The following is a 16,888-nucleotide window of genomic DNA, read 5'->3' on the forward strand; positions in this document are numbered from 1 at the left end:
CGATGTGACATTTCGCTTGAAGGCGCAATTGATTCAATCGATCGGTGTCCTGCGGATTAACCGCCCCGGAATTCGCTCGCTCGAATCGCAGATGGCGTCGGTCCTCGAACCCCTCAAACAGCGCGAAGTCATCGATAACTATGACATTTTTCTGCCGGTCCTTGTGCTACTTGATAAAGACCCGGCCACGTTGTCCGATCTCGAAGCTCAAGAGCTGAAGAATATCCGAAATTCGCGCACGGTCGATTCGATCATCACCGTCACGTATGCGGGTGCCATTCATCGACTCAATATCACCCTCAAGTTTCAATAGGAGTCCTCGCCATGCCCGACGCACCTGCCGCGCCGGTAAGTCTGAACTGGAAGACTCGACTGGAAATCCATGCCAACGGCAAGAGTATCAGTGCCGTCGAATCGTTCACTCCCACGTTTAATACGCAAGTGACTCCGATCCATTCGATCGAAGCGGACAATATCGGAGCAGTCTTTCATCCGCAGGCCGCTACGTTTTCACTGTCCCTCAAAGCAATCGGACCGGCCGTGGCCGAACTGACTCGACTGGCGCTGGCAGGGACCAAATTCGACATCATGCTGGCCGAATCTGGTGATGGGAAAGACTGGACGTTCAACAAGATGCTGTTTCGCGACTGCCTCATCACATCTGCCAATCCAAGCAACGTCGTCATTGATGGTGCACCGACCGCAACATTCAGTGGCATCATCCTTGGATTCCGGGGGGAAAAGGACCGAGATCCCGCATGAACGAGCAACCGAACATTCCTGTACTGATTGGTGCTGTCCCGCTGCTGGCAGTGACGAGTTTTGTCATGAACGAAGGATACAAGACTGCGACAATTGCCGGCAGTACCTTGACGCAGATGGTGGCTCCAACAACGAAAACAATCACGATCGAGGCCCTGCTGATTGGGAAGCAACGTGCGCTCCGACCAGCATTGGAGGCGATGGCGCTCACGTCGCGACTGCTTGCATCCGCATCGGCTCCCCTGATGAAGCTGGCCGGAGTTCCCGTCGTTGCGAAAACCAGCGTCAACCTTGACATGCAGATTACCAGCCTCATCTTCACCCATGACAATCAGATGCGTGACACATTACGGGTAACGATTTCACTGATTCATGTCCCTCGGACGCAGTTGGGTGGCCTGTTAGGAGGATCGCTTGATCTGGTAATGGCCGGTGGTTCTGCGTTTATCTGAAAGTCGCTCGTGCCGGAGGACTGGAATGGCAATATCGTTCTCTGATTCGACAAGGAAATATACCCCGCTACCAATCGATGCGGACCAGGGGTTTCCACAATCGTTTCCGGTGGTCTTCGGGGGAGTCACTTATCGATTCCGCATGTATGTCAACGCATCGCCGTCCCTGACCTCGAACCCGAGTTCCATTTTTGACTTACCCGCGACGGAACCATTAATTGCTTCGTCCATAATGCGACCGTCGCCCGATCTGACACGCCCCCAGATGTACCTCGTTGTCAGAGTCGATCGAGACTTGCCTGATGGTAAGACGCAAACCGTATTCATGAGGAAGGTGGTCCCCGAACTGGAGTACCTGGCCGGCGAAATTGCGCTCGCGTTTCCCGTTCAGCGTGTCGCTGTCCGCAATTTGAACGGGACGGGAACCTTTGGCTCCAAGGTCACGGGAGGGATCGCAACTCGATGGGTGTAATTCTCAAATACCTGATTGATTTCCCGGATGCCCAATTCAAGGTCTCCAACGATCTGCTGAAGGGAGACTTTTTGATCGATGTCTCAATCAAGGTGTCGATGCAGCCGGCGGTATCAGGTACGACGTTTGAGGTCCAGCTGATCGATTTGCCGGAAGCGAAAGCAAAAATCTTGAGCGAGGATCCGAAGCAGGCTCGCATGATCATCAAGCTCGGATATTTCGACGGCTCATTCGAAACCGTCGTCGAAGGGTTCTACACCGAGGTGAAAACTCAGGTGACGGGAGACCACATGGTCACGACCTTGAAAGGAGAAGAAGTCGCCACGCTTGGCCTGCGACACACGATTTTTGACGAAGGTCTCGAGGGAAAAATCGGTTTTACGTCGCTCATCACAAAGATTTTGACAAACGCTACTGCCGATGAAGACTCTGAGAAGGCGGGGGGTAGTGTCCTAACGGCCGCATTGACAAGCCTGACAGGGGACAGCGCTCCCGATCTTAGGGTCAATACAACCCCCGTCGTCAAGAATATCGACATCGAACTCAACGCCCCGAGCTTCCGTGGCAAATCAGTCATGAAGGTCCTGGATTCACTGGCTGAAAGAGCGTCGGCAGAATTCCTCGTCTCAGACAAGACGATCCGGATTGGAAAACCGATTGAGAGCGATGACTACAAGCCCGCTGGATTTAAACGGGATGTCAATCTGGCCGAACTCAGCCGCTACTCCAAAACACTGCCTGAAGTCACTGGCGACGGGCGATTGAAGAGTCTGCCGAAGCGGGAAATCAAGGGATTCAATTTCCGAATTGCCGGAGATCCCAAGTTACGACCAGGCAACCAGGTGGCCACAGATGTCGTTGGATTCACGTCGAAGGACGACACGTTTCGAGTTCATTCGATCACTCATACACTTAGTCTTTCGGGCGGATATCTCTGCGAAGGATTAGCGGTCATCCCCTGTTCTGACGACAACTGCCGGCGACAACAACTGGCTGTGGGCCAGATCAGCGCGGAAGGGGTGAGTACCAGACTGACGGAAAAGATTAAAGACGAAACCAGTCGCCAGCCGGTCGTCGAAGTGTGTGGAATCAGCACCTACTCTGGTGGGAATTCGTCACCTGCACACCAGGCAACACTTCAGTTTGGACAACGCTTCGAGAAATCGGAAACACAACCCAGCGTGAGAGCGCCGGTTGATGACGAAGTAAATCAGGTATTCAACAACAAGCCTTTGGTTTCATCCTTTGCCTGGAACAAATGCGGGCAGATCACGCCTGTCTATCCCGGCATGAAGGCCGTCGTGGCTCACAATCTTGGCCTTGCCGATGACGCACTGGTGACCGGGTTCATCTGGTCCGAGAATCCCCCGTTTGAACCTCCCAGGAATGAACCCGGTGACTGGTGGCTTTGTCTTCCAGTGAATTTCGACGGCAAGACTCCGACAAGCGAAACAAACGCCGCAAATGATCTGATTTCGAACAGAGGACATCGTGTTATCGAGGTGAGCGGACTCAGGATTACCACAGGCACATCCACTCTGGGAACGGTGGGAAATCGCCCTGAGGAAGGGAAGGACGACGAAATCCTGATCGAGCACAAACCCTCGGGCAGCACGTTCCACATCGATCCGGATGGAGCGATCACGATCTCCGGGAGATCGGGATCAAAGTTCCAGATCGACAAGAACGGAACCCTCTCACTCGAAGCAAATGCCATCACGATTAAAGGTGATGTCACCATCACTGGCAACGTTGATATTCAGTGAAGGACAACAAGTGGCGTACGTCTTAACCGAAGCAGGAACAGCAACCTGTGCTCACCAAGGGGTGATCGTTCTCAAATCCGGGCAATCCAAACTGACAGTAAAAAAGAAAAAGGTGCTCGTCGACGGAGACATGGACAGCGCTTCGTTCGCAGCCCCTCCGACTTGCATGACCGTGCCGGCATCGGCTCCGGCACCTGTGTCGGTGAAATGCACGAACGTGGCCAAAGTGACGAACAAAGGAACCTCCAGCAAACTCAAGGTAGAAGGCAAATGTGTTCTCTTGTCCGACGTCAGTGGGACCACCAATGGCACGGTCGCGAACGTTGCTTTCCCGACCTGGTCGGTTCAAAACGCCGGGCAAACGAACCTTAAGACGCAATAGGTCGCATTTGACATGACAAGTTTACGAGCCCCGAATGTGTTGGGTCGCAGCCTGCTGCTCGAGGAGGGCGATCTCGTTTTGACTGAGGGGGAGGGTGGTCGTGATTTCACTTTCGTTTCGGGACGTGACAACCTCTCACAGGGGTTGCGAGTCATGATCGGAACGGGATTTGGTACCGACGTGTTCAATGTCAACTATGGCTTAGATATGGCCGCGATCTTAACGACCGCCCAAACCAAACAGGCAGTAAAGGATCTGATTCGATTGAATCTGGTCAAAAGTATCAGCCAGGACGATCGCATCACCATGATCAGCGAAGTCATTTTCGACGACGACCCCCGGTACTACGAATTAATGCCGGGTGAAGATCCAAATGAGAACGAAATCATTCGTCGCAATACCCGGAAATGGCAAGTCATTGTCGTCATACAAGCGGTGATCGAAGGAGAAGTCGCGCTGCGTCTTGAGGGGACAGGGCTGAATACATGAGCGATTTTGGCATCACATCCGATGGCTTTGCGATCAAGCCGTTACAGGAGATCATTAACGACAAGGCCGCGCTGGCACGTGAGATCTTCGGTGACGATATTGATCTCCGCTCAACCAGCGCCTTTCGGCAGATCATGAATATCGTTGCCGCTTCCGACCTGGAACTATGGAAACTTGGTGAGTCGTCTTACTACAGCTGCTTTCCGTCAACGGCGACAGGCGATGCACTCGATCTACTGGGGGATGACCTGGGAATTCCGAGACGTGCACTGAAGTCACATGGGACTGTGGTGCTCACTTTGGAGGGTGGCAAGAACGGTCGAAGCTATAGCATCCCCGCCGGTGCCGTTGTGGAAACTCTCTCCACTGCAACGGATCCCGCCGTCCGTTTCCGTACACTTCAACGCGCTTCTTTGACGAATCAGGCCCCAACTGTATCGGTCGAAGTGGAAGCGTTAGCGAGGGGTCCCGCAGGAAACGTTGCCAAAAATGCCATCAAGCAATTGAACCCGGATTTTGCCAGGGCGAAACTGAGTTTTGATCCAGCCCTTGTGACCGCCACGAACGCCAACGCGACAATGGGCGGAGAGAACTTCGAATCCGATGAGGGGTACCGTCTGGCGATTCTCGGTCGCCCTCGCACCCTTTGGACACTTGAAGCAGTGCGAAGCGCTGTCATCGCCCTGGACGGAGTTCGAGATTGTCGTTTGTTCGATCCGCTCGGGGGTGTGGACGTTTCCCAAAGCAAGTTCAGTTTTTTTTCATTCGGGCGAGGCCGGTTCGGCAAGCAGCGACGAGTCGGAACTCCTTTCTATTTTGACATTCTTGTCGCAGTGGCCCCGGGATTCTTCTGGGAAAGCACCACTGGTAAAGCAGACGGCGTTCAGGATCTCGTGAATCTTGCTGTCGATGAAGTCCGGCCGATTTCGGTGTTCCCAAACTTGCGACTTGCCAACGATGTTCAGATCGGATTACGGGCCATCATCATGATCCAGCCGGGGCATGATGCCGATGCCATTATCGGGTCGATCAAGGACCGGTTGGAACGTCGAGTCAATTCGTTGGGCCTTGGCAATTCGGTCCTCTATTCACAAGTGATTTATGACTGCAAAGACGTGACAGGGCTGATTGATATCCAGCAGTTGCATCTTCGCCGCAATCCTCCGCTGATGGGTTCAATCGCGTTCGGACGCAGTCCTCGTTTCAACAGTGCTGTCATCGAGTTCCCCATCGGAGAGAACATCAACCTGCAACCTGACGAGATCGCCGTCTTCCACGTCGATTCGCAGTTGATCGATATCCAGGTGAGTAATACATGATACTGGACACGCTCGACCTCACCGGCCAATCAATGGTGAAGCTGCTCCCAGCCCCGTATGCACGGGGAGCCGAGATGCTGTCGCTTCGGTTGAGGGAAGTCGATCAAACACCTGCACCAGGTTCGAATGCCGCCAGCGAAACGATCGTTCTCGACTATCATTTCAACGAATACTATGCGCGGTACGGGGTCTTTCCAACTCAAACGAGATATGTGTTGATCGTTCGTGCAAACTCGGGACCCGATGCCGTCACTGTTGAAATTGTTTACTCAGACGCATCGATCAAGCCAAGTTCCATTGTCATTCCGCCGCGAACATTCGCGGGGACGTCATTCGTCATCCCTGAACCTCCCGGTTTTAACTTTCAGACGAAACTCACTGCCCTTCGTCAAAAGCCGAAGGCACTGTCAGGAACCGGTGCGTCAAACTTCGGGTTGCTCGCCTTGCTCGGGAACATTGCGAAGCTCGCATGGATACTGGGGTGGGAAAAAGACCAGTTAAAAGCGCTGTTGTCTCAGGTGCGCCTCCAGCGATCCCGCGCTCACGCCAATGGATACAGCCTGGACCTGATCGGTGACGAACTGCGAGTGCCCCGGTTCCCGCCGCGAGAATACTCATATGACGCGCAGACGATCGCGCTCTATCACTGCAATGATCCAGCCACGGGCACGATCATTGGAACGACCGGCAGCGGCATCTCTCCGATCGTGATCACGAGCCTCGTTCACGGACTGGCAACGGGCCAGAACGTCACGATCAACGGAGTGGCTGGAAATACCAGCGCCAATGGCACGTTCAACATCACTTCAATTGATGAAGATCGATTCTCCCTCGCTGGAGGAGCCGCAGGAAATGGGGAATTTGCCGGTGGAGGAAGCTGGCTTCTGAACGGCGTGTTGACTGGTGGGGCAGTGAAGGGCCTCGTCATCGACGAAACTACGCGATTCGGTAAAACCGGGCATCCAGGTTTCAACGCTGGGGCCACCTGTGGTGTGACTGGCAAATTCAATGCAGGACTTCAATTTCCAGGTCCCAATGGAAATGGCTTCGTGCGGGTACCGCATGATGCGAGTTTCAATCTGGCAGAGTCAGCTAACTTCACCATCGAGTTTTTCGTGAAGGCGGATCCCGTTAACGATTCGGACCTTGCTGCCCCCTCCGCACCACGACTTCTTGCGTGCAAAGGTGCAATTGATTCGGCAGCCAACCACACCGAGGCAGGGTGGTCGATGATGCTGGCCACCTGGCAGATCGGTGGAACAGCCAACAATCTTCGCTGGGAGGTGAGTGACGGCGGAACAGTCGACAGCATTCTTGCGGATATCGATATTGCAGACGGTCGGTTTCACCATATCGCCGGGGTCATCGACAGAGAGCGCAGCGGCCTTCGGTTGTTTGTCGATGGTGACGAGATCCTGGCGGAAGCGAAACCTGCTGGAGCAAGCATCCTTGGAGCCGTCAAAAACAATAAAGACTTGCTGTTCGGCAACAATGCCGCCGTTCCTGCAAAGTTTCAATTTTCGGGTGTTCTGGATGAAGTGCGGCTTTCCAGCGTGGCACGCACGGAATTCCATCCTGTTCTCGGCGAGGGTGACGAACCCTATGGCAAGCGGCTGGGGCTATTTCAAAAGTGGTTTCTGCCCACGGCGAAAAACCTGCGCACGGCCATCAACGACCTCGTTCACATCAATGGTCAACAGGAATCCTTCGAGCTGATCGAGAAACTCGCCCCCTCCGCCGTCGCGACCAAAACAGTCAGAATCGTCCCTGAAACATTACCGATCGGACAAAGTCTTTGCTTCGAGGGAAATCCGTCAGCAAACGAAGTGGAAGCTTGTGGACGTCCCTCTGACGATGTCGATTTCCTGCCGCACTACCTGATTGGTCATTATCGGCACGGAGTCAATTATGGATCCGATTTGAACAATCACCTGATGCAGCCAACCACGCTGACAGCGCTGCAGTCGTTGATCGATCTCCTGGTGCGGCAAGGCGTGAGTGGGAACTTGAACGTCCTCAAGTCGTATGATCCGGCTGATCCCGGGTTGCATTCGGTAGGGCGAGAACTTCAATTGTCGCACGATTCCCTTGTGCCGGAAGTACTGTCGATCGCCGCACATCAAGCGGGATTCGACTTCGTCCTCTCGACTCCGACGCACATCGACGTTTCCATGGCAATCGGGAACAAGCTCGCCATCGCAATCAAGTCGCTCACGCCGATCTCGACAGCCACGGAGACGGGGACAACTGTCACAATTACGACATCCGTGCCGCACAAACTGGTGGCTGGCGAGCGGATCAACATCTTAAATGTATCCCATCCCGGATATCACGGAACAGTCACGATCACAGCGGTCACAGCGTCGACGATTCAATTCAATCTGGCATCTTCCGGCCTGCCTGCCGCAACCGGTGGGATGGTGGAGGCGGACGCCTTACCCAGTTCTGACGGGTACGATGCGATCATAGGCGGTGCGATCAATCTCGTGCTGTGTCCCGAGAATCTTCCTGCGACGGGTCGAGTGAAATGGACGATCATCCATTCCGGTGCCGGGCGAGCTCATCTACTGCCTCACCCGCTGGATGAACCAAACCTGCGTACCCCGATCACTTCGCGCCGCCACGTACAACTGTTTGCGGATGCTCCCGGTGAGGTCGACGTCTCGGTTGAATTTGCGTTCGCGGGCAAGACGGTCGTTGGGACCCGCACATTGCGAATCGGGATCACCAGCTTGCCTGATAAGACTTCGATTGCGTGGAATGGCGCCAGGTCGAGCAGCGAAGAGACGGTCGTCGGCTCGAATAACGCCACCCCTAACTCGATTTATCTGATCACCAGCAACGTTGCCGGCATCGACTACGGAACAGATCCAAATAACAAGAGGATGGTGATCGCTCTTGAGAAGGCATTCAATCGGCTGACAAACCTGGCATCAGCTCTTCCAGGACTTCGGGTGATTAAGGCATTTGACCCGGCGGAGACGGCTGGTCGCCATCAAGCCGGTCGCGGAATCCTACTGGCCCATTCAACCCTGCCGTCGGACCAGCTTGGTGCCTTGGCACATCGTGCGGGATTTGACTACGTCAGGACGCAAGGCACGCAGGTCTACTGTTCCGTTGCAGAAGACGAACTGATCGAGATCGTGCCGCAGGATTCAACTCTGGTCCCACTTGAAGAACATCTGTTTCTTAACAAGCCGATCATCCTGCAAGCTCGGTTCGGGCGACTTCCTGTTCAGCCAATCACAAACATCAGCCAGACTGGAACGACGGTCACCACCGTCACTGGAGGCCCTCATGGCTTTCAGATGGGAATGCGCATCGCTGTCGCAGGTGTCTTGATCTCTGGCTACAACGGTGTGCACACGATTACAGAAGTCCCCTCAGCGACCAGCTTCAAGTATCAGACAATCAGTTCCGGCTTTTCCCCGGCCGCTGGCAGTGGAACGGTGACGTCGGGTGATTTCAATTGGGCCCTGCAGACAGACGGGTTTGCGAAGGGAACATTCGATTACTCGCAGAGATCCCAGGTCAAATTTACTCCAACCACTCCCGGGGTAATTACGCTGCAACAGAGTTACTTCGAATCGAACTCCGAGACGGCAGACCCGTATTCATTCGAAGTCCGAGTCAAGGAAGTTCCCGGGGGTCCGACTCCCATCCTTTCGAAAGATCAGTACGACCTGATCATGAATCTGCTCAATTATTTCCACCCGATTGGCGTCCAGGTTGTCACCGAAAACCTGCGTCACCACGTCAAGGAGATTCGACGAGACGAACGACAGGCGTTTCCCGCATACACCTATCCTGATTTTCGCTCCTGATTGAAAACGAGGCGATCAAATGACAGCTGCGCTCTATAAGCGGAACTTTTCTCACGACCCCTGGATTGACGGTTTTGATGCAGTTCAGGCCGACGGCGAGCGTGGACTGAATAAGGTGGTTTTCTCGTTCCAGGATGAACTGGACAGCGTGTCGTCCGCGTTCGCGACGCTTCAAGGGATCGTGGTTCCCGTCAGCCCGACAACAACATTAACCTTCGCCCCAACGCTCTTCCCGGTGCTGACGACGCCAGCATGGAGCAGCGGCTACGGCATCGCGACAAAAGGAAGCGGGCAAACCAGCGCGGATGGTTGGATGCCGATCCAGCTTCCCGATGGAGGCAAGATCCAAAGTGTCGCCGTGAACGGGGAAGGGTCAGGCAGCCTGGGTTCTGTCAGCGTACAACTGCTGCGTCAGTCGTTTTCCACGAGTGAGCAGTCCACCCTCGTTGCGTTGCAGCTTTCGAACGGAGGGACTGGGGCTCAGATTTTTGCATCGGTCGGCTTTGTTCCCGACGACAAGAGCCTGATCGACAATGGCAACTTCAAGTATCTCATCGCCGCAAAAATCATTGGCGCTGATGCCACCGCCACAGCCAAATTGAGTGGAATCCAGGTCGTGTGCAAACGAGTGTAATTCGACTTCGATTGAGGAAAGGATTTACCGATGCCCTGCGATGACACAAAGCCCGATTCCAATCTTGCCGCCGACACCGCAATCACGGTCAATGACGGAGCCTCGCCAAACTGGTGGTTGAGTCCGGACATCGACCTGAACGGCTTTACCGACACGGCTGCCGGAAGTGTTCAGAACACCATTGATGTCACGGTCCACCGAAGCCAGTCACCTCTTCCAGACGGCACGGCGGCGATTGTCGTTGAAGTCTACGTCTGCAACCCCGGTCTCAACCTGGGGCCCGGACCCAACGCCAAATTGATTGCACAAACGATCATGCGCACGGAGACTAACCCCGAGATTCAAGCGGGTCAGACCAAACGGTTATCTGACGTCGGAAAAATCATCAAGTGGACACCGAACGGCAGCGCAACGGATCCGGATGGACCCGGTCATCGATGCCTCATCGCCCGCTGCTACCCTGATTCTCTCTCGCCAGAACCGGACTGCTTTCATGTTGTGGGTGATCGGCACGCGGCACAGCGAAATGTCACGATCGCTGCCGCAGCGTTTAACGAACCTTTCTCGATTCTCCGGTTCTGGACAGGGAACAACAACCAGGAGGATTCTCAAAAGGCGACGGTGCGAGTCGTTGCGGATTTGAATCCAAGTCGCAAGGTCATCGAAGCCCTGATGCCGGCCTTGCGCGCGGTCGAAGGGTTCAGACGTATTGGCAGAACTCCTCCTGCAAAGTTCTCTGTGAGATTCGACGATTTTGAAGTGCCGACGACGCGCGACAACTCGAAACTGGTCGATCACGGGCCATTCGAACAAGTTTGGCAATTGATGTTTGGACAACGCAGTCCCACCTACGAGGCAGATATCGAATTGGCACCGGGTCAGCAGACGTACTTTGAACTGCAATCCGACTTAACCGGTGGCCGCCCGGGAGATGCCACGATATTCCATCTGACACACATCAATCCGAATGGTCGCGTTACAGGAGGCCTCACCTGTGCAATCGTGTTGAGATAGCCTCCCTTGTCGGTCTTGTGGAATAAACCTATTGAACGACGAATCCGCCGTCTCAGGAATCTTTCTGCAATGGAAAGACCTCAGCACTGCCCAGCTTCAACGTGCCCGAGTGAAGACTCGCTTGTCGTTACACATGGCCCGACACGGCCCCTCAATTCCTTTGATGAAGTTCGATCAAGAACATGTTTCGCAGGAGGCTGCACTGCAGACAATCCATGACGAATCAATCCCCCCCGCCGAGCGGCGTCGAGATCAAAGAAACCGGTCTGGCGATTGTGCACAAAGGGGAGTTCATCTTCCCTGCAGCAGGTTCCCAGGCAGTCCTTCAATCGGCTACGGGACCAGAAGCGACAGTGGTCAACTATTACTTTCCAATCGAAATTGTGCTCGTCGGTGATCTCAGCGAACAGACTCACCAGGAGATCCAGTCACGAATCTGGGAAAAACTTGGCGACGCACTGGAGCGATCAGGATCGTAGGTACACCGTGTCTGTCATCAATTGCCATATTCCGATCAAGATTACGATCACGGGCCGGCCGACAGACGCTCAGCTCGAGGAACTGTGCAACCGGCTAAGTTCAACACTCAAAGCCCGTCTGGAGATCGCAGAGCGAACGATTGCTCAAGCTTTGGAAAGCAGCAGCCGGCCTGGTGACGTAGACGTCGTTCGAGCTCCCTACGAGGAAAGCCGCGACCTTAGCGACCAGCAACTCTACGCCTTGCCCTCATATGACAATCGTGGCGAACCACATGGTATCTCTTACGAGATCACGGATCCGCTGGAGATCATGGCAGGTGTTACTCCTGCCTCAATCCAGGAGATTGTGCTCGATACGGCTTCTCATCGTGTTCGATTTCTGACGGTTGGCGGCAAAGCACACAATGGAACAATCACTGGCATAGCCACACGCTTTGGCGGGGAAGGGGCGTACGAGCTGCGTCGCCCCAAGGCAAAGGCCGGACACGCTACGGACCCAAATCGAACATGGGACATCTTCTATCCCGACGGTCGCCTTTTCAGAGGAGGAATGGAGTTCTCTGTAGCACTCGATATGAGCGACGTTGCGTTTCAGAACCTCAATTACAAGGAACAGGTACGTCTCTCTGTTGTGAACGGCGTGCGGCCCAAACTCGTTAATCTCGAGGCAACGATCAAGCTGATCTCGGAATTGGCAGGCTCAGTCCTTCTGTCAAATGTCCAACAGCAAGAGATCATTCGATTGCTGTCCGAGGTCCCTGTGGAGCAGGCGCCCGAGATCGTGAAAAGGCTGCGAGAAACGCTCGTGAATGGTCAGCCCCTGATTGATCGACTCGACGACGCAATCGATAGCGACGCTAACATTGAGCTTCACGAAGTGCTCTCCAGGCTGAAAGTGCAAAGTGGCGGCGATGCCGCAGCAGCAAAAATTGCAAATGCGATCGTGCTGGCCTGGCATGATGTGATGGGATTTTTCGAGCAGACCTCTGTTTTTGCGATCGAGAAAACAAGTAAAGGCAAGATTCGAATTCGCTATCTTGGGGGCATTGCCGGGGGACTTTATTCGAACCCGGAATACGACGAAATCAAGGACCTCGACGGCGGAACGCGTCTGAACTTGATGACGGCAGACGGCCTTGAATTGGATCCAGAACAGCCCGTCATTGTCCATGACTACGACAGCGGTCGGCAGATTCTTATGACAGCCGAGGATCTCATCGCGTTCCAGCACCTCGGCATCCGCAAGTTCCTCAGCGACGTTGGAACCCTGGCTTCCGTCGCCACCCCGATTGGAGCTGAGACGGCACTTGCTCGGGTTGCCTCGTACGCCATTCAGATTACGCGAGTTGCGGTCCTGATCGCCGAAGAAAACAAACTGAACCTGAGAAAATGGTTCCCGAACTGGGGGCCCAAGATCCTTGCAGCCACAGAGAAAATCAAGATTGCGCTTGCAGTCGTCGATATGGCGCAGCTTCTACGAGGCGGCTGGGGGCTGTTCAGAAACTTGAAACGTCTCAGAAATGCCCGGAAAGCAATGGATGCCGCTCCCATCGTTTCATCGGTCGAAGAAGCGGCTCGAGCTGATCAACAGGCCCTGACACTCGAGAGCCAGGCAGACAAAATTCTCGATGACGCCCAGAAAGCACGCCGCGAGCTTGGGTTGCCGGATGACCTGTCACAATCGATCGAGCAATTTGCCGATGAGACGGCACAAGCGGAGGGTCAAGTCGCGCAAGCGATCGATTCCTCACCAGAGCAAGCCACCGTGGTGGGTAACATTGTTTCTCGAACACCCGCTCAGCGGGCCCGTGAATACGTTGCACGGTGGCAAGGACGAATTCTTGATCCAGACAACGCTCTTGAGGAAACTTTCCGACGAGCAGCCGATCCTTTGCTTCGGGTGCAAGGGCGTGCTGCAGCCGCCGAATTGCGCACGATCGAGGGAATTCTGAATGAGGGCCTAGGGGGGCGCAGCGTTGCAAGTGTCGAAGTCATCCCCTCGTCCTCCGCTGGAAGGACTCCTGATCTCGTCGTCCATTTTGGCGATGGAACTGTCACTCGAGTTGAAATCCGAACTGTCTCTTCAGCTCCCCGGGGAAGAGTTGTACCGAAGTCAACGGGAAGCAGAGGCGCTGCCGCACGACAACTGCTTGAGGATACTGAGGTCCGGCTTCCAACACAGACCGATGTCGAAAATGCAGTGCTTGAGAAAGCCAAGGATACGATGAGACGACCGAGCCAGCTGACGGCTCCACTTACTGGAGTTCGTTCAGGAGGAACCATATTTGTCCAGTTACCATACTCGGATATGGATCCCGCGATGGTAACAGCGGCGATCGGCAAGATATCACCATCACTGGGTGCACACGTCGAACAGATCGTCGTCGTCGTTCAACTGCCGCGACCGAGTCCGACCGAGCCTTTGCGTTTTGGTGCCCTGACCTACGTCCGTCATGGGAATATTTTCAGCCTGATTCCTTAACACTCATTCAAAGGCGCATCACATCAGGATTCTGCAGACTGCCTGTGAGCAGCCTGGGGAGAAATGGGGATTGTCTCCGAAGTCGTCTGGATCTCAATGAGGAATTTGCATCCTTTGAAGTACCTGTCCCCCCTTAATCAACAGCCAGTCAGAATCACGGGTTAGAAATTATGAGCATTCGATCGTGAAGAAGGTGTACCATCTTCCGGCTCGGGCCCAGTGGAAGGGAACCCTTCCGGCTGACGAACGAGCCCGCATTGAGAACGCAGCGACTCGCGCCATCCAGCAGGTAATCAGGCAAATTGCGCGCAACGACACCATCATGGAAACCGTTGCAGCAGCCACGACGTTCAACTTCCAGGAAGTATTCCAGAAGTCACGACTTGGACCGCAGGAGGACACGTATTCGGTTCCCAGCTATGATCGTAAAGGTGAGCCGGAGAGTGTCGAACTTCGTCATGACGATGAAGTATTGCTTCCAGCCGACGACAAGGTCATCAGCAGTCCACCGCCATTTCAAGATGCGGCGGTTCTCTCAGTCCCAGGTCCTAAATACATTCACGTCCGGTCGACTCGCTATGCCACCAGCAACGACATGCTGCACGCCGTCATCTGGGGGAAGCTTCTCTTCGCCACGACGAGTTGGGTGCTCGTCTCCCGGGCGACGAAATCTGACGGCAAGTTGTACTACGTCGCTGCTCTTGAGACTCGAGTGACACTGCAAGATTTGAATGCCCGCCCCACTTCCTCTGCAACCTATCCAGGGACATACACTCATCATCGCACGATTACCGACTCCTTCACCGGAGGATACAAGGTCGAAGCCGTCTTCCTGGCAAACGGCGAGTTCACACTTCACTCGCAGCAGGCGCTCGACGCATTCCTCTCAGGGATCGACCCGGATCAGAGGTTAAGTCCATTTGGACCGATCGATCCACAACTGGTCCAATCGGCAATTTTCTCGAAGATCGACGAAATGTTGTCTCGTGGAGACAGTGACAGTCTGGAACGGGCTGCCGACCTGCTGGGTGAGTTGGATCAGACGGCGTTCAGCCTGTTGAAACCGACCGCGCGGATACGTTACATCGAGGCGCTGATTCGAAGCTGGACGAGTGAGCCTCAGGAAAAGGCGATCATTGAAATCTTCAAGAGTGTTGAAGATCAAAACGAACTCAAGTTGCTGATTCAGAAATTAAAAGACGCAAAACTCTGGGATCAGCTTTTTGACGATCTCGATAGCGAGCTGTGGTCTTTGCTGGTCGTGGTAGGCAAGAAATTTGGAGGTATCGCACCGCTGACCTTCGAACGATTGCTCGCATTGCTGCTGGAAGCGAAGCTGATTCAGATCTTTCCGAGCCTACGTGTTACCGATCACGGTGTGGAACCGACGATCGAGTTCGTCGATGACGCTTATGAAGCCGCTCGCAGCTTTATTCGATTTATCGGCGGCGCACTCGACGGCGTGCTGATGCTGATCACTCATCCCGATAAAGTGCTCGAAGGACTTGACCAGATCGTCCGCATGATTGTGACTGTTCAGCTTGCACGCTGGGGCGACACAAAAGCCACCAAGGAAGTGACCGCCGCACTTCAATCCGTCGGAGAGCAAATCCTTTGCGCTCTGAAAGGGGCAGCCGCCATGGGAGTCGGCCCGGCTGTCGAACGTCGGATCAAATGGGCGTTGATCTGGGAAATTGCCTCGTGGTTCATCGGAACAGGAGCGATCAAAGCGGCAATTAATGCCGTCGGGGTCACCGAACGAATGCAGTCGCTGGCTCGAATTCTTCAGATCATCGGCCTGATTGGCAAAGCGGCCGAAAGCGAACGGGCGGTGACCAAAATCGAACAACTTGCTCGCATACTGACGAAAGCGAGTAAGAGATTCACTGAAGAGGACGCGCTGCTGCGAGCATTATCCAGACTGCCCGAAGAAGATGTGGCACGACTCACCAGGAGGCTCGAACGGCTGGAACTCAACGAGGGGACTGACGCCGCGAAGCTGCTTAGTGCCAATTCTGATATCGCCGCGACTCTTCGTAAAGCAGAGGTGATCGAGAACTGGGCGACGTTGGCCGGAGGCTACACTGACGAATTGACAGTCGCATTCGCCAATCTCAGCGGTCCTGGCAAATTGTCCGCCGATGTCATCGATAGCTTGATCAAGCTAGTGCCCAAAGGGAGTGAATCGAAGTTCGCCAAGGTCGTCAGCTCAATGCCACGACAAAGCTACAAGACCGCCGGTTTGCAGGCGACAGAGTATCTTAAGACACTGGCATCCAGTTCGGCTCGAATGGACTCATTTCTGGCGATCCATCACGAAACATTTTCGGTCATCTATCTGAGAGCGCAAGGGGATGCGGCAAAACTGGATCAATATCTTGCTGCACTGGAAGAACTCGAGAAGACACTTCCGGCGGCCAATCGCGGCACCGAATATCGAAGAGTTCTCGACCAGATCGCCCGAGGCGATGTCGAGGCATGGTTGCAATTAGAAGATGCCCGCCTCGCAAAATTCGCACCGGAAGAATTGCGACTCGATTCAAAGACGATTGACCATTGGGTCGACGAACTTTTGAAAGACCTCAAGGAACCTGCAAACGGCGCTCAGCCAGTCGTCCTTGACCAACCAACCCCACCCTCGGTGGGGCCTCCACCAGTCGGCACATTCCGTGAAGCACTCGATGCTGTCGACATCACCGGGATACCACCAGAGACATTGCGTAAATATCAGTCCAAATGGAAAACGTACACTGGGAAGAATTTGAAGAACGAATCAGATTACATCCGTTTCCGATATGGACATGAAACAGGAA

The 16,888-nt window shown here is 54.3% G+C and carries 12 protein-coding genes and 1 pseudogene; all 13 read left to right on the top strand.

The genetic code is table 11. The annotated features are described in order from the left end of the window. Nucleotides 1–313: pseudogene (locus VGE80_RS02000) on the top strand (hypothetical protein); the annotation flags it as partial. 11 nt (nucleotides 314–324) lie between these two features. Further along, nucleotides 325–762: a hypothetical protein gene (locus tag VGE80_RS02005; RefSeq protein ID WP_373652554.1), complete on the top strand. Its 438-nt coding sequence runs from the start codon at nucleotides 325–327 to the stop codon at nucleotides 760–762. Continuing rightward, the gene (locus VGE80_RS02010) at nucleotides 759–1,214 is read left to right on the top strand and encodes a hypothetical protein (protein ID WP_440591486.1); all 456 of its coding nucleotides are present in this window, start codon (nucleotides 759–761) and stop codon (nucleotides 1,212–1,214) included. The genes VGE80_RS02005 and VGE80_RS02010 overlap by 4 nt, the downstream gene beginning before the upstream one ends. Before the next feature lie 25 nt (nucleotides 1,215–1,239). Continuing rightward, nucleotides 1,240–1,686: a hypothetical protein gene (locus VGE80_RS02015; RefSeq protein WP_440591487.1), complete on the top strand. Its 447-nt coding sequence runs from the start codon at nucleotides 1,240–1,242 to the stop codon at nucleotides 1,684–1,686. Next, entirely contained in the window at nucleotides 1,677–3,452 is a 1,776-nt protein-coding gene (locus tag VGE80_RS02020) for a hypothetical protein (RefSeq protein ID WP_440591488.1), read from the top strand. The genes VGE80_RS02015 and VGE80_RS02020 overlap by 10 nt, the downstream gene beginning before the upstream one ends. A 394-nt stretch (nucleotides 3,453–3,846) precedes the next feature. Then, nucleotides 3,847–4,323 carry a hypothetical protein gene (locus VGE80_RS02025; RefSeq protein WP_440591489.1) on the top strand — a complete coding sequence of 159 codons (477 nt, stop codon included), beginning with the start codon at nucleotides 3,847–3,849 and terminating at the stop codon, nucleotides 4,321–4,323. After that, nucleotides 4,320–5,642, top strand: coding sequence for a baseplate J/gp47 family protein (locus VGE80_RS02030; RefSeq protein WP_440591490.1), 1,323 nt, complete (start codon nucleotides 4,320–4,322; stop codon nucleotides 5,640–5,642). The genes VGE80_RS02025 and VGE80_RS02030 overlap by 4 nt, the downstream gene beginning before the upstream one ends. After that, nucleotides 5,639–9,466 (top strand): LamG domain-containing protein, encoded by a 3,828-nt coding sequence (locus tag VGE80_RS02035; protein WP_440591491.1) that lies wholly within the window; start codon nucleotides 5,639–5,641, stop codon nucleotides 9,464–9,466. Before VGE80_RS02030 ends, VGE80_RS02035 begins: the two co-directional genes overlap by 4 nt. 19 nt (nucleotides 9,467–9,485) lie before the next feature. After that, nucleotides 9,486–10,100, top strand: a complete 615-nt coding sequence (locus VGE80_RS02040) for a hypothetical protein (RefSeq protein WP_373652562.1) — start codon at nucleotides 9,486–9,488, stop codon at nucleotides 10,098–10,100. Between the two features lie 30 nt (nucleotides 10,101–10,130). Further along, nucleotides 10,131–11,114, top strand: a complete 984-nt coding sequence (locus VGE80_RS02045) for a hypothetical protein (protein WP_440591492.1) — start codon at nucleotides 10,131–10,133, stop codon at nucleotides 11,112–11,114. A gap of 215 nt (nucleotides 11,115–11,329) precedes the next feature. Then, nucleotides 11,330–11,593 (top strand): hypothetical protein, encoded by a 264-nt coding sequence (locus VGE80_RS02050; RefSeq protein WP_373652564.1) that lies wholly within the window; start codon nucleotides 11,330–11,332, stop codon nucleotides 11,591–11,593. Between the two features lie 7 nt (nucleotides 11,594–11,600). Beyond that, nucleotides 11,601–14,075: a hypothetical protein gene (locus VGE80_RS02055; protein WP_440591493.1), complete on the top strand. Its 2,475-nt coding sequence runs from the start codon at nucleotides 11,601–11,603 to the stop codon at nucleotides 14,073–14,075. Nucleotides 14,076–14,259: 184 nt separating this feature from the next. Beyond that, on the top strand, nucleotides 14,260–16,888 hold a 2,629-nt coding region (locus VGE80_RS02060; RefSeq protein ID WP_440591494.1), incomplete at its 3' end, for a hypothetical protein.

Source organism: Schlesneria sp., assembly GCF_036405755.1.
Lineage (GTDB): Bacteria > Planctomycetota > Planctomycetia > Planctomycetales > Planctomycetaceae > Schlesneria > Schlesneria sphaerica.